The sequence below is a fragment of the Paraburkholderia sp. DHOC27 genome, assembly GCF_003429005.1.
Lineage (GTDB): Bacteria > Pseudomonadota > Gammaproteobacteria > Burkholderiales > Burkholderiaceae > Paraburkholderia.
The window spans coordinates 340,765-362,001 of sequence record NZ_QVQV01000001.1; the positions used below are offsets into that span (position 1 = coordinate 340,765).

22 protein-coding genes are annotated in these 21,237 nt (G+C 63.2%); 8 read left to right on the forward strand and 14 right to left on the reverse strand.

What is annotated here, in order from left to right; genetic code table 11:
• Positions 1-29 precede the first annotated feature (29 nt).
• Complete coding sequence (locus D0B32_RS01470; RefSeq protein WP_181969686.1) at positions 30-863, reverse strand: IclR family transcriptional regulator; 834 nt, start codon at positions 861-863, stop codon at positions 30-32.
• Positions 864-1,164: 301 nt separating this feature from the next.
• On the opposite strand from D0B32_RS01470, the gene D0B32_RS01475 reads away from it, so the two are divergent.
• The 3 genes from D0B32_RS01475 to D0B32_RS01485 all read left to right on the forward strand — a co-directional run bounded on the left by D0B32_RS01475 (position 1,165) and on the right by D0B32_RS01485 (position 3,534).
• Positions 1,165-1,374 (forward strand): hypothetical protein, encoded by a 210-nt coding sequence (locus D0B32_RS01475; RefSeq protein WP_117331903.1) that lies wholly within the window; start codon positions 1,165-1,167, stop codon positions 1,372-1,374.
• A gap of 280 nt (positions 1,375-1,654) precedes the next feature.
• Positions 1,655-2,734 carry an asparaginase gene (locus tag D0B32_RS01480; RefSeq protein ID WP_117331904.1) on the forward strand — a complete coding sequence of 360 codons (1,080 nt, stop codon included), beginning with the start codon at positions 1,655-1,657 and terminating at the stop codon, positions 2,732-2,734.
• 227 nt (positions 2,735-2,961) lie between these two features.
• Positions 2,962-3,534, forward strand: coding sequence for a hypothetical protein (locus D0B32_RS01485; RefSeq protein WP_117331905.1), 573 nt, complete (start codon positions 2,962-2,964; stop codon positions 3,532-3,534).
• Between the two features lie 102 nt (positions 3,535-3,636).
• Here D0B32_RS01485 and D0B32_RS01490 read toward each other — a convergent pair whose 3' ends face one another.
• The 8 genes from D0B32_RS01490 to D0B32_RS01525 form a co-directional block, all read right to left on the reverse strand.
• The gene (locus tag D0B32_RS01490) at positions 3,637-4,938 is read right to left on the reverse strand and encodes a UDP-N-acetylglucosamine 1-carboxyvinyltransferase (protein WP_117331906.1); all 1,302 of its coding nucleotides are present in this window, start codon (positions 4,936-4,938) and stop codon (positions 3,637-3,639) included.
• A gap of 147 nt (positions 4,939-5,085) precedes the next feature.
• Entirely contained in the window at positions 5,086-6,138 is a 1,053-nt protein-coding gene (locus tag D0B32_RS01495) for a phytoene/squalene synthase family protein (protein ID WP_117331907.1), read from the reverse strand.
• A gap of 289 nt (positions 6,139-6,427) precedes the next feature.
• Positions 6,428-7,459 (reverse strand): phosphogluconate dehydrogenase (NAD(+)-dependent, decarboxylating), encoded by a 1,032-nt coding sequence (gene gnd, locus D0B32_RS01500; RefSeq protein WP_117331908.1) that lies wholly within the window; start codon positions 7,457-7,459, stop codon positions 6,428-6,430.
• Positions 7,460-7,763: 304 nt separating this feature from the next.
• Positions 7,764-8,480: a dienelactone hydrolase family protein gene (locus D0B32_RS01505; RefSeq protein WP_117331909.1), complete on the reverse strand. Its 717-nt coding sequence runs from the start codon at positions 8,478-8,480 to the stop codon at positions 7,764-7,766.
• A 98-nt stretch (positions 8,481-8,578) separates the two neighbouring features.
• Positions 8,579-8,998, reverse strand: coding sequence for a hypothetical protein (locus D0B32_RS01510; RefSeq protein ID WP_117331910.1), 420 nt, complete (start codon positions 8,996-8,998; stop codon positions 8,579-8,581).
• 23 nt (positions 8,999-9,021) lie between these two features.
• Positions 9,022-9,411, reverse strand: coding sequence for a VOC family protein (locus D0B32_RS01515; protein WP_117331911.1), 390 nt, complete (start codon positions 9,409-9,411; stop codon positions 9,022-9,024).
• Positions 9,412-9,498: 87 nt separating this feature from the next.
• Positions 9,499-10,671, reverse strand: a complete 1,173-nt coding sequence (locus D0B32_RS01520; RefSeq protein WP_117331912.1) for a porin — start codon at positions 10,669-10,671, stop codon at positions 9,499-9,501.
• 303 nt (positions 10,672-10,974) lie between these two features.
• On the reverse strand, positions 10,975-11,856 hold the full coding sequence (locus D0B32_RS01525; protein WP_117331913.1) for a LysR substrate-binding domain-containing protein: 882 nt from the start codon (positions 11,854-11,856) through the stop codon (positions 10,975-10,977).
• Positions 11,857-11,953: 97 nt separating this feature from the next.
• On the opposite strand from D0B32_RS01525, the gene D0B32_RS01530 reads away from it, so the two are divergent.
• The gene (locus tag D0B32_RS01530; protein WP_117331914.1) at positions 11,954-12,676 is read left to right on the forward strand and encodes a sulfite exporter TauE/SafE family protein; all 723 of its coding nucleotides are present in this window, start codon (positions 11,954-11,956) and stop codon (positions 12,674-12,676) included.
• Between the two features lie 118 nt (positions 12,677-12,794).
• Positions 12,795-13,925 (forward strand): FAD-dependent monooxygenase, encoded by a 1,131-nt coding sequence (locus D0B32_RS01535; RefSeq protein WP_117331915.1) that lies wholly within the window; start codon positions 12,795-12,797, stop codon positions 13,923-13,925.
• Positions 13,926-13,997: 72 nt separating this feature from the next.
• On the opposite strand, the gene D0B32_RS01540 is transcribed toward D0B32_RS01535, so the two are convergent.
• Complete coding sequence (locus D0B32_RS01540) at positions 13,998-14,288, reverse strand: hypothetical protein (protein WP_117331916.1); 291 nt, start codon at positions 14,286-14,288, stop codon at positions 13,998-14,000.
• Positions 14,289-14,398: 110 nt separating this feature from the next.
• On the opposite strand from D0B32_RS01540, the gene D0B32_RS01545 reads away from it, so the two are divergent.
• Positions 14,399-15,364, forward strand: coding sequence for a GlxA family transcriptional regulator (locus D0B32_RS01545; RefSeq protein WP_117331917.1), 966 nt, complete (start codon positions 14,399-14,401; stop codon positions 15,362-15,364).
• Positions 15,365-15,449: 85 nt separating this feature from the next.
• Here D0B32_RS01545 and D0B32_RS01550 read toward each other — a convergent pair whose 3' ends face one another.
• A complete protein-coding gene (locus tag D0B32_RS01550; RefSeq protein ID WP_117331918.1) occupies positions 15,450-16,337 on the reverse strand; it encodes an SDR family oxidoreductase in 888 nt (295 codons plus the stop codon).
• Between the two features lie 232 nt (positions 16,338-16,569).
• Between D0B32_RS01550 and D0B32_RS01555 the strand changes: the two genes are divergently transcribed.
• On the forward strand, positions 16,570-16,965 hold the full coding sequence (locus D0B32_RS01555) for a nuclear transport factor 2 family protein (RefSeq protein WP_117331919.1): 396 nt from the start codon (positions 16,570-16,572) through the stop codon (positions 16,963-16,965).
• A 71-nt stretch (positions 16,966-17,036) separates the two neighbouring features.
• Positions 17,037-17,513, forward strand: coding sequence for a VOC family protein (locus D0B32_RS01560; protein ID WP_117331920.1), 477 nt, complete (start codon positions 17,037-17,039; stop codon positions 17,511-17,513).
• Between the two features lie 89 nt (positions 17,514-17,602).
• On the opposite strand, the gene rbsK is transcribed toward D0B32_RS01560, so the two are convergent.
• From rbsK to D0B32_RS01575, 3 genes are read right to left on the reverse strand one after another with little or no spacing between them, the layout of a single operon-like run.
• Positions 17,603-18,541, reverse strand: a complete 939-nt coding sequence (gene rbsK / locus D0B32_RS01565; RefSeq protein ID WP_117331921.1) for a ribokinase — start codon at positions 18,539-18,541, stop codon at positions 17,603-17,605.
• 22 nt (positions 18,542-18,563) lie between these two features.
• Positions 18,564-19,565, reverse strand: a complete 1,002-nt coding sequence (locus D0B32_RS01570) for an ABC transporter permease (RefSeq protein ID WP_117331922.1) — start codon at positions 19,563-19,565, stop codon at positions 18,564-18,566.
• 21 nt (positions 19,566-19,586) lie between these two features.
• The gene (locus D0B32_RS01575) at positions 19,587-21,173 is read right to left on the reverse strand and encodes a sugar ABC transporter ATP-binding protein (RefSeq protein ID WP_117331923.1); all 1,587 of its coding nucleotides are present in this window, start codon (positions 21,171-21,173) and stop codon (positions 19,587-19,589) included.
• Positions 21,174-21,237 lie beyond the last annotated feature (64 nt).

The window sequence follows — 21,237 nt, forward strand, 5'->3', positions numbered from 1 at the left end:
GCAAGAACCCGCCACACGAACCGCCCACCTCAGCTTTGCGGGTCATTCAGTGCATAGGCTTCGGCGTCGACTTCCGCGCCGAGCTGCCGGCTGACGCGATCCGCGTAGCGGCGCAGCGTGCGTCCCAGTTCGTGCAGATCGTCATCACTCAAACCGCTCTTGAGGGTGGTGACGCTGATCGCCGCCACGCCCTCGCCTTCGCGATTCGTAATGGCCGCGCCAATGCACACCACGCCGATGTTGTCCTCTTCGTTGTCGAACGCGTAGCCGCGCTCCGCGACCAGCAGCAGGTCCTGCATCAACTCCACGGGCGTCGTGAGCGTGTATTCCGTGCGACGCGGCATGCCGGTCTGCGTCAGCAGCTTGACGACGCGAGCGGGCGGCAACAACGCGAGCAGGGATTTGCCGAGCGCGGAGCAATGCGGCAACTCGCGCTGCCCGAGTGCCGAGGCAATGCGCAGAATGCCGGGCGCGTCGACGCGGCTGATCGCCACCGCGTAGCCGTGATCGAGAATCGCAAGACGCGATGTGAGGCCCGTGGACGCCGTGAGTTCGCGCAAGACCGGCATGGCCAGTTGCGAGACGCCGACTTCTTCGGCAGCCCGATCGCCCAGAAAGACGAGCGAAAGCCCGAGCCGGTAGCGGCGCGAGCCGCCTAGCCGCACGTCGGTCACGAAGTTACGCTGCAACAGCGTTTGCAGCAGCGCGAAGGCGGTACTTTTGGATACTCCGATCTGCTCGGCCACCCCTGCGACGGTCAAGCCCTCGCTGGCCGCTCTCCCCAAAGCCTCCAGGACGTCGAGTGCGCGACTCACACTACGCAGCGCATATCGCTCCTCGGCAGTTTGAACTGCATCTGTCATTTGTATTTCAATCCGTCTGATTTGATGAACTACCCTACAAGCATCCCACATCTCATATTGACAGTCACTAAAGCCGAAATTACCATAAATCAAATGCCGAACGCCGTTCGGTATAGCAGAACGAAACGATATTCGAGCGGGCGTTCCAGTTTTCTACGCCTCCATTTAAAAAAATTCGAGAGGAGGCCGCTTTAAGGGCTGACACCGCCGGGGTTTTTTCGCGCGTTGTCACCAGGCTCAGCGGCGCTGCAATATGGGAATAATTTCCGACCAGGGTTTGTGTCGGGATGGGCCGTCGAAAATGTCGGGCACCCATTCCGAGAAGCTCGTGCACAGCGAGCTGCTGCACATCAAACTCGTCACCGAACGGCTCTCCAACGCGGAACTCGACCGCTCGGGGCTGCCCCGCGCATATTGGCGCAAACGCCTGAGCGCGCTGACGCAGACTCATCAATTAACCCAGGCGCAATTCGACGAAATTGACCGGATTCTAGGCGCGCTTCGTGACTAGAAAATCGGTCGCCCGAAGATTTTCCTGGCGGTTTCCTATCCGATATTTTCGTTTCGATGTATTACAACCTGGCGTCAGCAGAAATGCCGTGGCCGCTTGAATTATTCGCAGCGGGCTTAAATGGCCGGCGGTTTCGGCATACCCGCGTTTAATACAGCGCGCTATTGGGCCGTAGATTCAGCCATAAGAAAGGTCAATTCGACTCGAACCTGACCATTTGGTCAGCTTCATGCGAGCCGGTAAAATCGCTTTATCCGATTCGACATTCAGGAGCACAGCGATGAGCGGGCAAGCAGCAAGGCCGGTTGCGGCAACCACCTTCCGCGGCGACGCGGTTGAAAATAGCCATGTTGCGCACGTCGCCGTGGTCGATGCCGAGGGCCGTCTGCTCTACGCGTTTGGCGATCCGGCGCGCATGACGCTGGCGCGCTCGGCGGCCAAGCCCGCGCAGGCGCTCGCCGTGGTCGAGACCGGCGCCCTCGAACGGTTCGGTTTCGACGACGCCGATCTCGCCTTGATGTGCGGGTCGCACAACAGCGAGGAACGGCATATCGAACGCACGCGGCAAATGCTCGCCAAGTCGCAGGCAAGCGAAGCCGATCTGCGCTGCGGCGGCCACCCGCCGCTTTCGGAGGCGGTCTACCGGGCGTGGATCAAGCGCGATTTCACGCCGGGCGCGGTATGCAGCAACTGCTCCGGCAAGCACGCCGGCATGCTCGCCGCCGCGCAGGCCATTGGCGCGGGCAGGGCCGACTACCACCTGCCCGGCCATCCGTTGCAGGCGCGCGTCAAACACACGGTCGCACAGGCTTGCGGTCTGCCGGACGACGCGGTGCAGTGGGCTATTGACGGCTGCAACTTGCCCACGCCGGCGTTTCCGCTCGACCGTCTGGCGCGCCTCTACGCCAGTCTCGCCGACGCCGCCAGCCGTGCGGCCACCGGCACCGTGTCCGCACGTGAGACCGCGCTCGCACACATCTATCGCGCGATGACCACGTATCCAGAACTAGTTGCCGGTGAGGGGCGGTTTTGCACGGCGCTGATGCGTGCGTTCGAAGGGGATCTGGTCGCCAAGGTCGGCGCCGACGCGTGCTACGGAATCGGCGTGCGAGCCAATGCGCAGACGCAACGGCTCGGCGCGCACGGCGCTTTGGGCATCGCCGTCAAGGTCGAGGACGGCAATGCCACCGTGCTGTACGCCATCGTGGCCGAACTGCTGGGCCAGCTGCAGCTTGGCACCGAGACCCAACGCGCCGCTCTCGCAGCGTTCCGCACGCCGCCCATGCGCAACACGATGGGCGTCGAAACCGGACGCCTCGCCGTGACCGTGGCGCTCGAACCCGCCGGTACGACCAGCTAGCCGCCACGGGGCGACGGCCACAGCCGTCCTTACGTGCCCTAATTGCACTTCACAATGGCCGACAGCGCCGATACTTCGCGCTGCTGAGCGCCAGCACGCAGTGGTACGCTCAATGCATATCGACTGCCGCCAAGTGTGGCGACGTGGGGGCTATTCACGTCGTCCGTTTCGATTGCGCGGTGGCGTCGGACACGCACAGCAGCGACACCGCCGCAGGAGGCGCCGCGATGAAAATTACGATCCCGATTGCCCTGACACTATTGCTCACGAGCGGTATGGCGTTTGCCTGGCAGCCCGTGGTGTACCCCGTCCGTGGCCAGACCCCATCCCAGCAAAATGTCGACGCGGCGTTGTGCTACGGCATGGCGAACCGCCAGACCAACGTCAATATCACCCGTGAAGCGCAGGCGCCGATGGCGCCGAAGCCCGCCCCGGCACTCGCCGGCAGTGGCGGCGGCGTCCAGGGTGGACAACCGCCGCTGCCCGCGAGCGGCGTGGGCGCCAGCAGTACCCTCGCGGGTGCCGCCGCACCTTCCGGCGCAAGCGGCGCCATGACCGCCAAAGGCATGCCGGGCATGCCGGCCGGCGCCATGCCGGGCAGCGACGCCGTGGCCAAAACCGACAAGAACGGCGTACCCGAAGTGAGCGGCGCCAGCGGGACAAGTGGCGCGAGCGACGCGCAGCCCACCACCGAAGCCGAAGTAAAACTGCCGCCGCCCCCGCCACCGGAGCCGCCCATGACGCGCTACTGGCGTGCTTACGGCGTCTGCATGCAAGGCAAGGGCTACGCGGTGCAGTAAATCAGGCAGGCGGGATGCGGCGGTTTGCATTGCGCGATACGCCCGAGACCCTGGGCCGGCCAGGGGTCCGTCCCGTTCCCCCGCCTCACCCACGCGGCGATATCACTCGCTGCTGGTCCATTCCACGTTTGCCCCGACCGAGCGCAGGTTCTCCACGAAATGCGGGTGCGCGCGGCGGATCGGCAGCGCATTCATGATTTCCGAGCGTCCCTCGATGCTCGCCGCCACCATCAGCAGCGCGATCGCCACGCGGATGATGTACGGGCTTTCCACGCGCGCCGGGCTCAGCTGCAACCCACCAAACGTGATCAGCCGATGCGGGTCAGACAGGAACACATGCGCGCCGAACTTTGAGAGCTCGCCGGTCCAGCCCATTGCGCCGTCGTAGACCTTGTTCCAGAACATCGCGCTGCCTTCGGCCTTCACGCCGAGCGCGATGAAGATGGGCAGCAGGTCCACCGGCAGATACGGCCACGGCGCGGCTTCGACCTTGGTCAGAATGTTCTGCGTGAACGGCCGGCGCACTTTCAGCGCGCCGTCGCGGACCGCATGCGACCAGCCATCGCGATGAACCACGTTGACGCCGAATTTGGCGAAGGTCCGGTCGATCAGCGGAAACTGTTCCGGCGCCGTGTTCCTGACAGCAATGTCGCCGCCGGTAATCGCACCCAGCGCGAGGAAGGTCGTGATCTCGTGGAAATCCTCGCTAAAGCGAAACTCGCCGCCGCCCAGCTTTTGACCGCCGGTCACGCAGATGCGCGAGGTGCCGATGCCCTCGATCGCCACGCCGAGCATGGCGAGGAAACGACAAAACTCCTGCACGTGCGGCTCGGATGCCGCGTTGACGAGCGTTGACGTGCCTTCGGCCGTGGCCGCGCACAGCACGAAGTTTTCCGTGGTGGTGACGGACGCGTAGTCGAGCCAGTGATCGTTGCGCGCCATCTGCTTCTCCGCACGCACGATCAGCGACTCGGCGGTGCGCGACACGCGTGCGCCGAAGCGCTCGAACACCTCGACGTGCGGATCGATTTCGCGCACGCCCAGCGTGCAGCCCTTCACGTCGTTTTCGAGCCGCGCCACGCCGAAACGCGCCAGCAGCGGCGGCACCAGCATGATCGACGAGCGCATCTCTTCCGGCAGCTTGTGCGTGACCGGGTCGAAGCGCGTGGCGTGATGATGCAAATCGAGGATGCCGGTGGTGAAGTTCATCGACACTTCACTGCCGAGCATGCGGAAGATATCCAGAATTTTCCGGACGTCGGTGATGTCCGGCACGCCGATCAGTCGCAACGGCTGATCGGTCAACAGGGTGGCACAGAGAATCGGCAGAACTGCGTTTTTATTGGCGGATGGCGTGATCTCGCCGCGCAACGGGAGGCCGCCATGTACGATCAGATTCGACATATATTGGGGACGGGCGGGTGGAAGAGTCGTCAAGGCCGATATCATGCCATCGACCGGCATGCACAAACGTTGTCACATGTGAAAACTCGTAAAAACACGTGACGTCATGCATATTCTTCGATATTTGCCCTGGCGGCGTTGCGGTAATCAGAGGGCGAGGCGTGCCTCAATTCGTGCAATCAGGCCGCCTGTCCAGCGCCGCAGCAGCGCGTCCGACGCCACCAGCGGAAGCGAGCCGCCAATCACCTGGTACACCTTGTTGCGTTGAATCTTGGAGACCTGCACGGGATCGAGCCAATGCTCGTTTTGCACCAGCAGGAGCAGCGTTTCGAGACCGATCAGCACCGGCCACAAACAAGCCAGCCGCAGGCGCACGGAAAACGCGGGAATTGCCAGCGTGTAATCGACGGCAGCGCGGAAATGATCCAGCGTCATGCGCACAAGTTCGAACAGCAACGGTTGCGCACGCAGCGAGTTTGACGGCGCCAGCAGGTCCTGCGGCGTCAAACCGTGGTGCGTCAGCATGACATCCGGCAAATAGCAGCGGCCAATGCGTAAATCCTTGCCGCAATCGCGCAATACGTTGGTCATCTGCAGCGCTTTACCGAAGCGGATACCGCGCGCAAACATCGCGTCTGGCGTGTCTTTGAGCGCGCCCGGCACATGCGCGAAGGTCATGCTGGTCCAGAACTCCCCCACGCAACCGGCGACGAGATAGGTATAGCGATCCAGTTCGGCGAGTTCGCGAAGTGCGACGATCTGGCCGGATTGCTCGTCAGGGAACGTGCGCAGATCGAATTCCATGCCTTGCGTGAGCGTGGTGACGATCTCGCGTACGGCCTTGCGATCGGCATCATCCAGTTGCGCTAGGACGGCGAGCGCGGGTCCGAGCGACTCCAGCAGCACCTTCTCGTCCGAATGCGTCTGTTGCGCCGCCACTTCGCCGGCCATGCGTTGCAGGAAGGCACTTTCGTCCGGCGCGCCATTCACCTGGGCGCGCAGCGCCAGCAATAAATCCAGCCGTTGAGCAGGGGGAATCAGCGAGGTATCGGCGATCGTATCCGCGGCGCGGGCCAGCAGATACGCGAGTCCAACCGGATCGCGCATGCCGGCAGGCAGGATGCGCAGCGTGAGGTAGAAAGAACGGGAGACGCCTTTTAGCAGCGGGCCAAGCAGGAAGGCCCGGTTCGGATTCGGCATGGATGGATGGGTTCGGTGTGGGACAAATTCGACGCTGCCGAATTGTATCCTGCCCGTCGAATCTCACTTGCCCGCGACGCCAGGGCTGGCATGCGTGCCACGCAGATTACGCCAACCAATGGGAAACGCCAGCCACGCACGCCGCCATGAACGCCGCCCACTCGTGCACGCTCACCCGCACCACGCGGCGACGCCCTGCCGTGCCGCCGCCCGGACAACGCGATCCGGCGGCACGGCGCGGCTGCACGCAACAGGCGGGCAGACAGCGCCGCGTCCCTCAGCTTGCCGCTTACGTCTTGTCCGGCTTGGGGATGGCCTTTTCCAGGTGGCCGCCGAAGTCGTGCCGCATGGCCGACATCACGCGGTTGGCGTAGTCGTCGTTGCCGCGCGAACTGAAGCGCTCGAACAGCGCGGCGCTCAGCACCGGCACGGGCACGCCTTCGTCGATGGCCGCTTCGACCGTCCAGCGCCCTTCGCCCGAATCGGAGACGCGACCCGTGTACTCCTTCAGGCTGGCATCACCCGCCAGCGAGGAAGCAATCAGGTCGAGCAGCCACGAACCGATCACGCTGCCGCGCCGCCACACTTCCGCGATCTCGGGCAGATTCAGGTCGTATTGATAGAACTCGGGGTTGCGCAATGGCGAGGTCTCGGCGTCGATTTCCTGCGTCAGCTTGCCGGCGTTCGCGTTGTGGAGCACGTTCATGCCTTCGGCGTACGCCGCCATGATGCCGTACTCGATACCGTTGTGAACCATCTTGACGAAGTGGCCCGCGCCCTGCGGCCCGCAATGCAGGTAGCCCTTGTCTGCCGTGCCCGCGTCCGGGCTGCGGCCGTGCGTGGCAGGTGCCGCGCCGGCGCCTGGCGCCAGCGTCGAAAAGATGGGATCGAGGTGTTGCACCACCTCTTTCTCGCCGCCAATCATCAGGCAATAACCGCGTTCGCGGCCGGCGACACCGCCGCTCGTGCCCACGTCCACGTAGTGCAGTTTCTGCGCGCCGAGTTCGTTACCGCGGCGGATGTCGTCGTGATAGAACGAGTTGCCGCCGTCAATGACGATATCGCCCGGTTCGAGCAACGGCGTGAGTTGCGCAAGCGTCTTGTCGACCACCGCAGCCGGCACCATCAACCAGACCGCGCGCGGCTTGGCCAGTTTCTTGACCAGCTCTTCGAGCGACGTGGTTCCATCCACACCGTCCTGCTTGAGCTTGTCGACCGCAGCCTGCTGCACGTCGTACACCACGCACGTCTGACCACCCGCGGTCAGGCGCCGTACCATGTCGGCGCCCATGCGCCCCAATCCAATCATGCCTAGCTGCATCTTTCACTCCTTACGTGCGATATCGCGAGCGGAACGGCTCGCGCCGATCAAGCAGTTATGCGATGCCATTGCGGTGCTGCACATCGCAGTGTGGGCTGCAATGTGCCGGGTTGCAAGCAAGCGCTTCGATGAGACAGGAGGTTGGCGGAGGTCGTTCAATCTTTGGCCGGCCTGGCGGCTAATTTTGGCCGGCCTGGCGGCTAATTGAAGGCCTCGCTGTGGCGAAGACCGGCCGGGTGCACCTCGCGCCTTCAGGCGATTGGCAGCGCTCGTCGCGCTGCCCGCCCTGACGACAAGACGTAGCTTAGTCGTGTTGCGGCCACAGCGTGCGGCCGAAGAACGTCAGCGCACGGTCCCAGGCGAGTTGGGCCCAGACCGGATCGTATTGCGTGCGCGAAATGCGGCCCGGACCGGCCGCCGTTTCGTTAGCGAACGCATGATGCGCGAGGTAGTGGTGCGATTCCAGTTCGACGCCGGCATCGCGCAGCTTCTTCTCGACCGTTTCCACCGTGGCGGGCGGGAAGAACTCGTCTTGCGTAGCCCAGTGCGCCTGCACCGGCACCTTGATGTTGGCCGCGTTGATGTAATCCACCGGCGGGCAGCCATACCACACGAGCCCTGCCGCAATGCCCGGCACCTGGCCGAGCGCGAGCAGCGTCAGCGCGCCGCCCATGCAGTAGCCGGTGACGGCCACGCGCGGCGCCTGTTGCTGCAAATATTGCACGGCGCCGTGGATGTCCTGCGAAGCGGCGTCGCCGAAATCGAGGCCATCCATCAGGTGATGCGCCTCCTCTTCTTCAACCGTGCACTTGCCGCGATACAGGTCAGGCACGAGCGCCAGATAGCCGCAGCGCGCGAGACGATCCGCGACGCCGCGAATCTGCTCGTTCAAGCCCCACCATTCCTGGATCACTACGATGGCGGGTGCGCCTTCGAGTTTTTCCGGGCTGGCGAGATAACCTTGCACTTCCTGGCCGTCGGGGCGACGAAAGGTGATCATGGATCCTGGTGTCGTATTCATGAGGGAGGCCCTGGTTGAGTGGAACGCATAGCATAGCGGTTGTCGCGGCAAAAAGCAGACAGCCGTGCGAACCGCTCATTGATCCGCACCAACGTGGACTAGCGCGCCGGCGGCTGCGGGTTGTGCGCCGGATTGGTGTCGTAGCGGAAGACCTTTTCAATGCCGCCCTGCCCCACCAGTGCAGACAACGCCGCCTCGAGCACGTCCGCAATTTCCTTGCCATACACTTCCTCGCCGTTCGCGTAGAGCGTGAACGAGCGCAGATATTTCGCCTTCTTTTCCGGGTTCTCGATGGTTTTCAGCGTCCAGTCGTAGAGCGGATAGTTATCCGGGTCCTGCTGTTCGGCCTCGTGGACATAATCGGCGAACGCGTCGAACTGGCACTTCAGGGAGGCGTTATGCCTGTGCAGCACATCATGCAGCGCGGGATGAGCGAGTGCCAGCGGATCGTGACGCAACGCGGGCGCGAGTTCATCCGAAACGGTGATCCGCAACTGGAACAGCAGAGTGTCTTCCATGCTTGCCTCGATGCCGCGTGACTTCAGCGACTGCTTTCCAGGAAATTCAGTTCGACGCCATTACCGGCCGGGTCGGTGAAGAAAAGCTGCTGCTGCCCTGTCAGCGGCACGAGGTCGTGCCGGTAGCGCACGCCGTGCGCATCCAGATGCTTCTCGAAAGCCGGCATGTCGGCGCAGGAGAAAGCCACGTGATCGAAGGTATTGGTGACGTTCGCGGGACGCTGCTCGCCGGGTCCCGCTTCGCTGAGATGCAGCACGTCGCGCTCACCGGCATACAGCCAGTAGCCGAAGTTATTGAACGGCGGCCTTGCGCCGAGTCTGAGACCGACCACCTGCACGTAGAAGTCGCGCAGCGTGTCGAGCGTCGCGCGATCCGCGCGCAGATTGTAGTGAGCGAATGCGAGAACGGGCATGGGTGGGCTCAGGGGACGGAGTGCATTAGACAATAGGGTACTCGTCAAACGCAGGATTGGCGAATCCATCTCCGCCCCCTCAACCGCTTAGAACTTGTGACGGATACCGATCATGCCCATTGCCTGCTTGTTGTTGGACGCGTCGTTACCGAAGTCACCCATCGACGCCACTGCGGCGACCACATTGCCCGTCGTCGCATCGATCGTGTTGCCGGAAGCCTTCTGATAGCCCGCGAGCGCGTAGATGTCCGTGTGCTTCGAGAGGAAGTAGTCGGCACCCAGGCTGAACTGGTTGTACGACACCGTCACGTTGTTGCCGCTACCCTTGGTGTAGTCATAGCCGGCGCCGAGCAGCATCGTCGGGGTCACCTGGTAGTTCAGGAACACCTGCCCCGTGTTGAACTTCGTATTGTTCTGGTCTCCGAACGAAGTGGCGTAGTTGTTGTACTGCACGTTGCTGTACGCTACGCCAGCCGTGAAGCTGCCAATCGAGTAATCGGCTGCGGCGCGAATGATCTGCATCGAATTCGCCGAGACAAAGGCGCCGGTCGTCGCCACCGAATCCACCGCGAAGCTGCTCGCATCCGGATTCAGACCGTCGAACGTGGCGGCGCTGCCGTGATCGCTGTTGGCGTGGAAGTAGCCCGCGCCGAAGCCGAACGAGTCGTGGTTATACGCCACCGCTGCTGCATACGTCTGGCCGCTCGCGACGCTGCCGGGCACGCCACCGAACGCGTACATGGCCGACGCCTGCAGGCCCGCGAAATTCGGCGTGGTGTACTTGATCGAGTTGTTGGTGCGATAACTGTTGTCATAGTTATCCATGTCGCCAGGCGTCGCGAAGGTCGGGCCGAACGAATCGTCGTTGGTCAACGGCTGGATCAGGTCGATCAGCGGATCGTACTGACGGCCCACCGTTACGGAACCCGTGTTGTCGCCCGAGAGACCGACCATCGCGGTGCGGCCGAACATGCGTTGACCCTGGCCGAGGCGGCCATTGTCGATGTTAAAGCCGCTTTCCAGTTTGAAGATGGCTGACAGACCGCCGCCCAGATCTTCCGTGCCCTTCAAGCCCCACAGGTTCGGTGAGAGATTGCCGGCTTCCATCTGGAAGGTGCCGCCCGAACGATTCGCGCCCTGCTGGTTGCCGAAATAAGCAATGCTGGTGTCCAATGCGCCGTAGAGCGTCACGCTGCTTTGCGCATGGGCGATCGAGGTCATGGCTGCGAGAGTGGCAGCGGCAACGAGCGTTTTTTTCATGAAATGTTGTCCGAGTAAATTGGAAGGTCCCGAGGACCCTTCAGGAGTGGGATTCCTGCACGGCGACGCAAGTGATCGCGGCGGCCAAAATATATCGGACGTCTTAATGTTAAAAATTACTCGAGGTTGAAATTCTGGTTTTCAGAAACCTGAAGTAACGCAAAGCGAGACAGGGCGGGCGTGGGGCGTTGTTTCACGAACTTGATGCACGCCTGTTGTTGGTTGAGTGCCACAGTTAGAGGGGCTGCGTTGGCGGCCACACGCACTCATGCACACACGCATCGGCACACGCGCGCGCATGCATCAAGCACTATTGGCGCGCAGCCATTCGAGGAACTCCCGCACATGAACGGGCTTGTCGGCATGTAGCGGCACCAGCGCGTAACAGGTCGCGCCGGTGGTGGTCAGTTCCGGGAAGGGCTGCTGCACGCGGCCCGCCGCAACGTCGTAATCCAACGTGGGGAAGGGACCGATCGCGAAGCCGAGGCCATCCACCACCGCTTGCAGCGTGACGAAGAAGTGACCGAAGCGCATGCTGCGCGTGGGCCGCAATGTGGGGTGGCCAACCGCTTCGGTCCACGCCTCCCAATCACCCGGACGCGTTTCGCTGGTGAGCCACGTCTGCGCGGCGAGTTGCTCCACCTGCGTGATGCCGGTCCGCGCCAGCAACTGCGGACTCGCAATCACCGTGTTGTGTTCGCGGAACAACTGCCACCATTGATACTCATCGCCCGCTGGCAGATAGCGGCGAATCGCGACATCGAAACTCCCCTTGATCTCCTGCTCCGTTGAGGTGGCCGTCGAGACGCGCACGTCGACATCCGGCCGGATCGCAGCAAAGTCAGCAAGCCTTGGGATTAGCCAGCGCATCGCCACCGTGGTCGGCGCGCTCACCCGGATGACCTTCATGTGCGGATTCTTGCCGTAGCGCTCGGCGGCGTCCGCGATGTGATCGAAGGCGGCGCTGATCTCGCGCGCCAGCGCGCGTGCATGCGAGGACGCCACCATGCTTTGCCCTTCGCGCACGAACAGCGGCTGCCCGAGCCAGTCTTCCAGAATGGCGATGTGCCGGCTCACCGCGCCGTGTGTGAGATTCAGTTCGCGCGCCGCAGCCGAATAACTACCCGCCCGCGCCGCCACCTCGAACACGCGCAATGCGTTGAGCGGGGGAAGTTTTTGTCGCATATGTCAGTTTTCTTTCCACATCCCGCTAATTTTATTCGGTTGTGTGAGCTGGTTTCTCATCATACGCTTACGCCTGCGATCAATTGGCCGACCTGAAATGGATTACCTGCTCGTTCTCACTGTGGGATTACTCGCCGGCGTGCTGAGCGGCGTCGTCGGCACAGGCTCCTCGATGATGCTGATGCCGGTGCTGGTCATTCTGTATGGCCCGCAACAGGCGGTGCCCATCATGGCGATCGCCGCCATCATGGGCAATCTCGGGAAAGTGCTTTCGTGGTGGCGGGAAATTGACTGGCGCGCGTGCGGCTCTTACTGCGTGACGGCCGTGCCCGGCGCCATGCTCGGCGTGCGCACCCTGCTCGCATTGCGGCCGCACGTGGTCGACATTGCGCTTGGGATTTTCTTCCTTGCGATGGTCCCGGCACGCCGCTGGCTGGCACGCCAGTCGTTTCGCTTCACCTGCTGGCATCTCGCGCTGATCGGCGGCGTGGTCGGATTCCTGACCGGCATCGTGGTGTCCACCGGGCCGATCACCGTACCCATCTTCATGGGCTATGGACTCGCCAAGGGCGCCTTCCTCGCCACTGAGGCCGCGGCGTCGCTGGCCGTGTACGGCGCCAAGGTTTCCGTGTTCCAGCAGTTCGGCGCCCTGCCCACTCACGTGGTCATGGACGGCCTCATCATCGGGACTTCGCTGATGCTCGGCACCTTCGGCGCGCGGCGCATCGTCGCCCGCATGTCGGCTCACACCTTCAGGGCACTCGTGGACGGGCTCATGCTGATGTCGGGCCTGTCGCTGCTGTATGCAGCGATCCGCTGAGCGCGGCTTCCGTATGAAGATCGCGTCGCACGCCTGCACTATCATGCATCTCTAGCAACCCGGCGCATGCACCCCCCGCGCCGCGACTCGCCAACGCAAACGACGACGAGGCTCATGCATGAACGGAACCATCCTGATCTCTGGCGCAGGCGTCACCGGCCTGGCACTCGCTTACTGGCTGGATCGCGCCGGATTCTCCACGACGCTGGTTGAACGCTCGCCGGAATTTCGTCGCGGCGGCCAGGCCATCGACATTCGCGGCGTCGCGCTCGACGTCACGGAGGCGATGGGTTTGCTCGATGCCGCGCGTGACCTGCGTACGCAACTGAAGGGCATGTCGACGCTCGACGCGGACGGCAACGAAAAGGAGCGCACCGAAGAGCGTACCTTCAGCGCGGGCCGGCTGGATAGCGACGACATCGAACTCTTTCGCGACGATCTGTGTGAACTGTTGATGAGCGCCTTGAGCGAGCGCGTCGAGATCCTGTACGACGACAGCATTCGCTCCGTCGACGATCGTGGCGACCGCGTCTTCGTGACCTTCGCCAGCGGTGCAAGCAAGGATTTCGATCTGCTGGTCGGCGCCGACGGCGTCTATTCGAACGTGCGCAAGCAGGTGTTCGACAATGAAGCCTCGGTGGTCTTTCCGTTGGGCGTGGTGCTCGCGCTCTTTTCGACGCCCAATCTGATCAACCTGGGCGACTGGCAACTCGGATTGCGTGAGGATGGTATCGGCTACGTGGTCTACCCGAGCCGCGACAAAAGCGAACTGCGGGTCGGCGTGGGCTTCGGGGCACCCGACACGCCGCTATCGCGCAACGATACGGAAGCGCAAAAGCGTCTGATAGCCGAGCAATGCGCGCATCTGAAGGGTGACTTCCCGCGCTTTCTCGAAGCCATGAAAACGACGGATCAGTTCTACTTCAACGAACTCGCGCAGATTCGCATGCCGTCGTGGTCGAAAGGACGCGTGGTGCTGGCCGGTGACGCGGCCTATTGCGCGTCGCCATTCTCGGGCCAGGGCACGAGCCTCGGATTGGTCGGCGCGCTCGTCCTCGCGCGTGCTTTGGAGCAGCACTGGAATGATCTTCCGCAGGCCTTCGCCGCCTATGAACAGCGCATGCGGCCCTACGTCGATCTCAATCAGGGAATCGTCGATCTCACGCGCAATGGGCCGGTGCCGGATGAGCAATTGACCGAAGCCAAAAACGGCATCGACATCAGCGATCTGCTACGCGAGACAAAGTAGCCGCCTTGCGCGCAGCGTGGCGCTTGAATTCGTCACGCTGCGCACGGGCAAGCTACGCGCTTACTCTTACGTTCACTTCTTCTGGATCAGCAGACGCAGCGGCGCCAGCGGACCCACCGGCAAGAACTCGTACGTCATCAAACCGTCAGCGACCAGCGGCAGCGCATTCAGCGTCGCCTTGGCCTCTTCGACCGACTCCACGTTCATCAAAAAGATCGGGCCCGCCTTTTCGCGGAACCAGAACTGCTCGACCTTTCCGTCCAGATAGAGCTGCAGCGTGTCCGGCACCTCGTGCGGCATATGCTGCTGGAGCTTCTCGGAAGTGAGGGTCGGCTGGGCGGTGGCGATGGCAAAAACTTTCATCAGTGATCTCCTGGGTGGATAAGCATTGCGATGTGCAACGGGATTCACTGTAGCTTCCGCAGAAGAAAAGCTGTATCGTCGTAAATGACAACTTTAGGGTCATTTGCGCCATGCGTATCGCCATCCTCGCGCTTGAAAAACTGTTCGACACGGGCCTGACCGTTATGCTCGATGCGCTCGCGCTCGCCAATGCCTTTTCTGCCCGGCAGATGGGCGGCACGCCGCATTTCGATGTCTCCATTGTCGGCATGCGCAAGAAGGTCCGCTCCGCGCACGGCCTGATCGTTCCGGTGCAGGCCATTACGGCGGATCTGAAACCGGACTGGGTCGTGGTGCCGGCACTGAGCACCGGCACACCCGAGCAGTTGATCCCGGCGCTCTCGCGACCCGATGTGTGTCAGGCCAAAGCGCAATTGCTCCAGTGGCATCACGACGGCGCGCGCATCGCCGCGTCCTGTATCGGCACGTTTCTGGTGGCGGAAACCGGGCTGCTCGATGATCAGGAAGCCACCACGACGTGGTGGCTCGGCCCCCTGTTCCGGCAGCGTTACCCCAATGTCCGGCTCGACGAATCACGCATGCTGGTGCCATCGGACATCGGCGTGACAGCGGGCGCCGCGATGGGGCATCTCGATCTCGCGCTGTGGCTGATTCGCAGAGCGAGCCCGGAACTCGCCGCGGTCGTGTCGCGCTATCTGCTGGCCGACATTCGCTCGTCGCAGGCGCCTTACATCATTCCCAATCATCTGGCGCAAGCCGATCCGCTCATGCAGCGTTTCGAAAACTGGGCGCGTGATCATCTGAAGGCGGGGTTCTCGCTGCAGGAAGCGGCCAGCGCGCTGGCAACCAGCCCGCGCACGTTGCAGCGGCGTTGCCAGGACGTGCTCGGCAAATCGCCGCTGGCCTACTTTCAGGACCTGCGTGTCGAGCACGCGCAATCGCTGCTGCATGGCAGCGGCCTGAGTCTGGATGCGATTGCTGCGGAGGTGGGGTATGTGGATGGCGCGACCTTGCGCACGCTGCTGCGTCAACGGCTGGGGCGAGGCGTGCGCGATCTGCGGGCCGATCTGCGCTGAAGCATCACGTATAAGACTCGCGGTTCAACACCAACGCTTTAACGCCGATGCTTCAACGCATGCACTCAGTCCGCCACGCATGAAATCACACGAAACGCGCCTGATCGAGGTCGGCAATCAGCGTGGGCCCCGTGGGATGCCAGTTCAGGCGTGTCTGCGTCAGCGCGCTGGACGCCGGCATATCCAGCCCGACGAACATGCCCAGCCAGCCGAAATGCGCCGCCGCTTCCTCTGCTGAAATGGACACCACGGGCAACTTCAAGCCGCGCCCCAACGATTCGGCGATTGCACGGCTACTGATGCCTTCCTCGCCCACCGCGTGATAGCGCGCACCCGGCGCGGCCTTTTCCAGTGCGAGCCGATAGAGCCGCGCCGCGTCGGACACATGCCCTGCCGGCCAGCGATTCAGCCCGTCGCCCACGTAGGCAGAGACGCCCTTCTCACGCGCCACCGCGACGAGCGGCGTGATGAGCCCCTGCTTGAGCGGATCGTGAACCTGCGGCAGCCGCACCACGGACACGTTGACCCCTTGCTCCAGCAATTCATGCCCGGCCAGTTCCGATGCGATGCGCGGATTCGGATGACTGGCATTGAACACATCCTCGCTCGCCAGTTCGCCGTGCGAGCCGCTGCCCATGCCGGTGCCGGAGGTAATCACCAGCGGACGGTCCGAGCCCTTTAGCGCAGCCCCGAGCGCCGCGATCGCGCGCTTGTCCTTTTCGCAGTTCTCCATGAAGCGCGAGAAATCGTGATCGAAGGCGGTATGAATCACGCCATCTGCTTTGGCCGCGCCACTGCGCAATGTGTCCGGCTCTTCCAGCGAGCCGTGATGCACCTCCGCACCGGCCTTGCTCAACGCCTGCGCGCCGGCGTCCGAACGCGTCATCCCGATCACGTGATGACCCGCCTTGATGAGTTCGGGAACGAGGGCCGCACCGATAAAGCCTGTCGCACCGGTCAGAAAAATACGCATTTCGAAGCCTCCTGTATTTGGCTTCGTCACTATCCGGCCATTCCGCGTTCCATTGAAGTAGTGACATCATCATATTAAGAGCACTAACAGGATGCCGGGGCCGCGTCCCGGATCGATTCACTGTCGCGCTGAAACGCATTTGCTACACTGAACCGAGCGACGGACTGCGGCCAGCACCCGGTTCATTCCGCGCTCTACGCCATAGCGGGTGCACGCAGTCAGGAGGCACGCCATGCAGCAAGAACCGAGGCCTGATGTCATACGTAAAGCGCTGAATGCACATTGGCAGGCGTCGGCGAGTGGCGATCTCGACGCCGAGCATGACATCTACGCAGACGACGCCATCTGCGACTACCCGCAATCCGGTGAGCGCATTCTCGGGCGCGCCAACTTGCAGGCGCTGCGCGGGCATCATCCCGGCAAGCCGTCCGGTTTCGACGTCCGGCGCATTCAGGGCGAAGGCAACCTGTGGGTGACCGAATACACCATCACGTATAACGGCCGTGTGGCCTACACCGTGAGCGTGATGGAGTTCCGCGACGGCAAGGTCGTGCACGAAACGCAGTATTTCTCGGACCCATTTGAAGCGCCCGCCTGGCGCAGTCAATGGGTGCAGCAGATCGCGTGAGCTTGTTCGCGCGCCATGCACGGCGTCTCCCTCGATGAGGCCCGCGCAGAGGATCTTTAAAGGAGATTGCGATGACGAAACTCGTCACATGCGTATGGTTCGACGAAGGTAGAGCGCGTGAGGCGGCGGAGTTTTACGCCGCGACGTTCCCCGATAGCCAGGTCGATGCGCGCCACGTGTCACCTATCGAAGGCATCGGTCAGGGCGCGGAGTTGACGGTCGAATTCACCGTCCTCGGACGACCCTTCGTGGGTCTGAATGGCGGCCCGAATTTCACGCCGAACGAGGCGGTCAGCTTCATGGTGCTGACGGACAGTCAGGAAGAAACGGATCGCTACTGGAACGCCATTGTCGGCAACGGCGGGAAAGAATCCGCGTGTGGCTGGTGCAAGGATCGGTGGGGATTTTCGTGGCAAATCACGCCACGGCGGCTACTCGAACTCGTCAACGCAACCGACCGCGAAGCGGGCAAACGGGCCATGAACGCGATGATGACCATGCACAAGATCGACATTGCGGCGATCGAGGCAGCGGCGGCGGGGAACTAGCACGCCGGCTGCACGGCACAAGTACGTTTTTGACGGCTGTGGCTCTCGTCAAACGGGAACCACAGCCCATTCACCTGACGCCAGAACGTTCAAACACCCACCGCGCCATCCACCTCAGCCCGCGTCGGAATGGACGGCTGCGCACCTGCCCGCGTCACGGAAATCGCGGCGGCGCGCTGCGCCAGCTGGATCGCGCCTTCCAGCGGTTGACGCGCGGCCAGTTGCGCGGCGAATACGCCAATGAAGGTATCGCCGGCCGCTGTGGTATCCACGGCTTGCACCTGCGGCGCGGGGAAATGCGTCCCCTCACCGCCTTCCAGCAACAGATACGCCCCTTGCGAGCCCAACGTCACGATCACGTTACGGGTGCCGCCGCGCTGCAATTCGGTGGCGGCGCGGCGCGCGCCGCTTTCCGATTCCACCGGCAGGCCCGCCAGAATCGCGGCTTCGACTTCGTTGGGCACGAGGTAGTCGATCAACGGCAGCCATTCAGCCGGTAGCGGGCCGGTGGCGGGCGCCGGATTCAGCACCGTGATCTTGCCGAGCCGGCGCGCCAGCGCGAGCGTCGCGTGCACGGACTCCCACGGAATTTCCAGTTGGCAAACCACGATGTCGCACGCCTTGATCGCGGCTTCGTGACGCGCCACGGCTTCAGGCGTCAACTGACCGTTGCTGCCCGCGACCACCACGATGGTGTTCTCGCCGTCGTCCGACACCGTGACGATGGCAACGCCGGTGGGTTGCGACGGATCGACCTCGATCCCCGCGCAGTCGATGCCTTCCGTCTCCAGATCCTTGACCCGCTGCGCGCCGTTGGCGTCCTTGCCGACGCAGCCCACCATCGCCACGCGCGCACCAATGCGCGCCGCGGCGACGGCCTGATTACCGCCCTTGCCGCCGGCCACCTGCGAGAACGCCTGACCGCTGATCGTCTCACCAGGTCGCGGCAGATGCGGTGAACGCGCCACCAGATCCGTGTTGATGCTGCCCACCACGAGGACGCGGCCCTGCTTGATTTCTTTCGACATGCTCATTCCCCTGCGCACCGCATCACGCGGGACGACGCCGGCTTCGATAGGTATCCAGCACCACGGCCACGACAATCACCGCGCCCGTGATGATGCGCTTGGTCGGCTCGGTCGCGCCGATCTGCGCGAGACCCGCCGCCAGCACCGAGATGATCAGCACGCCAAAGAAAGTGCTGGTGACGGAACCGCGTCCGCCCATCAGGCTCGTGCCGCCAATCACGACCGCGGCGATCACCTGCAGTTCGATGCCGGAACCGGCATTCGGATCAGCCGCTTCGAGACGCGAAATCTGGAACAACGCGGCGAGTCCCGAGAGCAGGCCCATCAGCGCGAACACCGCGATCTTGTACGGCTTCGGATTCACGCCCGCGAGCCGCACCGCTTCCTCGTTCGTGCCAATGCCGACCAGGTAGCGGCCAAACACCGTGCGCGTCAATACGAGCTGCGCAATGACCATGACGACGATCGCAATCAGGAAGGCCGGCGAAATGCCGAACGCAATCGGATTGGACAGGAAGTCGAACGCATCGCCGATATAAGCCGTGCGCGAGTTGGTCAGTTGATACGCAATGCCGCGCGCCGCTTCGAGCACGCCAAGCGAGACGATGAACGACGGAATGCGCCAGGCCACCGTCACGGCGCCGGTCACGCAGCCCGTCAAGGTCGCGCCCGCCATGCCAAGCAAGGCGGACGGCAGCGCCGGCCAATGCCATTGCAGGGCGGCCACGCTGGTGAGCGCCGCGCCCAGCGCCAGCACCGAGCCCACCGAGAGGTCGATCCCCGCGATGATCAGCACGAAGGTCATGCCGATCGACATCACCACCAGATCGGGAATCTGGTTCGCGATGGTGCTGAAGGTGTCGTAAGTGAGGAAGTGCGAACTCAGGAACGAAAACAGAATGATCATGCCGACGAGCGCGCCGACCAGTCCGAGATAGTTCGAGAAGCCGAGGCGCGTGCCGATGGGCTTGGCGCTTTTTGGCGGCTCGTTCTGCACGCCAGGAAAACTGGATGGTGTGGTCATGCTTCAGTACTCCACTAATGTTCAGGCAGGCGCCTTCGCGTCGGGTTCGATCGGTTCCTGCAGGATCTCCTCGCGCTTCGCGTAGCCCGCGAATGCGGCAGCGAGCAGCGCATCCTGAGTCCACCCGCCACGCTCGAATACGCCCGTCAACTGACCCGCCGACATCACGCCAATGCGATCGCAAATGGACATCAATTCACGCAGATCGCTCGATACCACTACCAGCGCGCGCCCTTCTCTGGCGAGCGCGCCCATCAACGCATAAATGTCGAACTTGGCGCCGACGTCGATGCCGCGCGTGGGTTCGTCGAACAGCAGCACCGTGCAATCGCGCGCCAGCCAGCGGCCAATCACCACCTTCTGCTGATTGCCGCCCGAGAGTTCGGACACCGGTTGCCCCGGGCCCGAGGTACGGATGCGCATGGCATCGATCTGCTTGCGTGCGAGCGCCGTCTCGCGGCCGGCATCCACCACGCCCTTGTTCGACACCGCGCGCAGATGGCCGAGAGAAATATTGGCCGCGATGGGCTGCGTCAATAGCAGGCCTTCGCCCTTACGGTCTTCGGTGATGAGCGCGATGCCCTGCTCCACCGCATCGGAAGGCGAGTTGATCTTGACCACCTGCATCGCACCGTGATGCGCTATGGAGACCTCGCCCGCGTCCGCGTGATCCGCGCCGTAGATGAGCCGCATCAACTCCGTGCGGCCCGCGCCGATCAGTCCGCTGATGCCGAAAATCTCGCCGGCCTTGACCTCGAACGACACGTCGCGCACCACCGGCTTGCGCGCCATGCCCTTCACCTTGAAGACGACTTCGCCGATACGCCGTTCGCCCAGGTCGATGCGCTCGCCGATATCGCGTCCCACCATCAGCGTGACGAGCCGGTCCGGGTTGACGTTGGCCATCTGGTCGACATGCACGAGCCGGCCGTCGCGCAGCACCGCCACGCGTTCGGAGATGCGCGCCAGTTCTTCGAGCCGGTGCGAGATGTAGACCAGCGCGACGCCGCGCGCCTTTAACCGCGTGACCTGCTCGAACAGCAGGTCCACTTCGCGGGCGGTGAGCATCGCCGTGGGCTCGTCGAGAATCAGCACACGGCAATCGCCGATCAGATTGCGCGCAATCTCGACCATCTGCTGATGGCCGATGCCGAGCGTGCCGACCAGCGTGTCCGGGTCGATGGCGTCGAGGCCGACCTGCGCCATCGCATGCCGCGCGTCCTCGCGCAGTTTGGTGCGATCGATCCAGCCGAACGGACCCAGCTTGGGCAAGCGGTTCAGAAACAGGTTTTCGGCCACCGAAAGCGTAGGCAGCAGGTTCAGTTCCTGCATGACCATGCGCACACCGAGTGCTTCGGCTTCTTTCCGGCTGGCGGGTGCGTAGGCGGCACCGCCGAGGGTCATCGAACCGGTGGTCGGCGTGACGAGCCCGCCGACGATCTTCGACATGGTGCTTTTGCCCGCGCCGTTCTCGCCGGTCAGCGCCAGCACTTCTCCGGCGAACAGCTCGAGCGAGATGTCGGCGAGCACCGGCTCGGCGTAGGTCTTGCCGATACCCTCGATACGCAGTACCGGGGCATCAGCAGAGGAAGGATTTGGGGTAGACATCGCATCACCAGTGTGAAACCAGGATCGGGAAGCGTGGCCCGCTCAGCAGCGGGCCACGCACCAG

What these genes read in the sequence shown, in the direction of transcription:
- D0B32_RS01520 (WP_117331912.1), bottom strand. Translation starts at nt 10,671, where the DNA reads ATGAAAAAAACGCTCGTTGCCGCTGCCACTCTCGCAGCCATGACCTCG.
- rbsK (WP_117331921.1), bottom strand. Translation starts at nt 18,541, where the DNA reads ATGTCGAAAGAAATCAAGCAGGGCCGCGTCCTCGTGGTGGGCAGCATC.
- D0B32_RS01530 (WP_117331914.1), top strand. Translation starts at nt 11,954, where the DNA reads ATGGATTACCTGCTCGTTCTCACTGTGGGATTACTCGCCGGCGTGCTG.
- D0B32_RS01525 (WP_117331913.1), bottom strand. Translation starts at nt 11,856, where the DNA reads ATGCGACAAAAACTTCCCCCGCTCAACGCATTGCGCGTGTTCGAGGTG.
- D0B32_RS01550 (WP_117331918.1), bottom strand. Translation starts at nt 16,337, where the DNA reads ATGCGTATTTTTCTGACCGGTGCGACAGGCTTTATCGGTGCGGCCCTC.
- D0B32_RS01535 (WP_117331915.1), top strand. Translation starts at nt 12,795, where the DNA reads ATGAACGGAACCATCCTGATCTCTGGCGCAGGCGTCACCGGCCTGGCA.
- D0B32_RS01545 (WP_117331917.1), top strand. Translation starts at nt 14,399, where the DNA reads ATGCGTATCGCCATCCTCGCGCTTGAAAAACTGTTCGACACGGGCCTG.
- D0B32_RS01505 (WP_117331909.1), bottom strand. Translation starts at nt 8,480, where the DNA reads ATGAATACGACACCAGGATCCATGATCACCTTTCGTCGCCCCGACGGC.
- D0B32_RS01570 (WP_117331922.1), bottom strand. Translation starts at nt 19,565, where the DNA reads ATGACCACACCATCCAGTTTTCCTGGCGTGCAGAACGAGCCGCCAAAA.
- D0B32_RS01470 (WP_181969686.1), bottom strand. Translation starts at nt 863, where the DNA reads ATGACAGATGCAGTTCAAACTGCCGAGGAGCGATATGCGCTGCGTAGT.
- D0B32_RS01495 (WP_117331907.1), bottom strand. Translation starts at nt 6,138, where the DNA reads ATGCCGAATCCGAACCGGGCCTTCCTGCTTGGCCCGCTGCTAAAAGGC.
- D0B32_RS01480 (WP_117331904.1), top strand. Translation starts at nt 1,655, where the DNA reads ATGAGCGGGCAAGCAGCAAGGCCGGTTGCGGCAACCACCTTCCGCGGC.
- D0B32_RS01510 (WP_117331910.1), bottom strand. Translation starts at nt 8,998, where the DNA reads ATGGAAGACACTCTGCTGTTCCAGTTGCGGATCACCGTTTCGGATGAA.
- D0B32_RS01555 (WP_117331919.1), top strand. Translation starts at nt 16,570, where the DNA reads ATGCAGCAAGAACCGAGGCCTGATGTCATACGTAAAGCGCTGAATGCA.
- D0B32_RS01475 (WP_117331903.1), top strand. Translation starts at nt 1,165, where the DNA reads ATGTCGGGCACCCATTCCGAGAAGCTCGTGCACAGCGAGCTGCTGCAC.
- D0B32_RS01485 (WP_117331905.1), top strand. Translation starts at nt 2,962, where the DNA reads ATGAAAATTACGATCCCGATTGCCCTGACACTATTGCTCACGAGCGGT.
- D0B32_RS01560 (WP_117331920.1), top strand. Translation starts at nt 17,037, where the DNA reads ATGACGAAACTCGTCACATGCGTATGGTTCGACGAAGGTAGAGCGCGT.
- D0B32_RS01515 (WP_117331911.1), bottom strand. Translation starts at nt 9,411, where the DNA reads ATGCCCGTTCTCGCATTCGCTCACTACAATCTGCGCGCGGATCGCGCG.
- D0B32_RS01490 (WP_117331906.1), bottom strand. Translation starts at nt 4,938, where the DNA reads ATGTCGAATCTGATCGTACATGGCGGCCTCCCGTTGCGCGGCGAGATC.
- D0B32_RS01540 (WP_117331916.1), bottom strand. Translation starts at nt 14,288, where the DNA reads ATGAAAGTTTTTGCCATCGCCACCGCCCAGCCGACCCTCACTTCCGAG.
- gnd (WP_117331908.1), bottom strand. Translation starts at nt 7,459, where the DNA reads ATGCAGCTAGGCATGATTGGATTGGGGCGCATGGGCGCCGACATGGTA.
- D0B32_RS01575 (WP_117331923.1), bottom strand. Translation starts at nt 21,173, where the DNA reads ATGTCTACCCCAAATCCTTCCTCTGCTGATGCCCCGGTACTGCGTATC.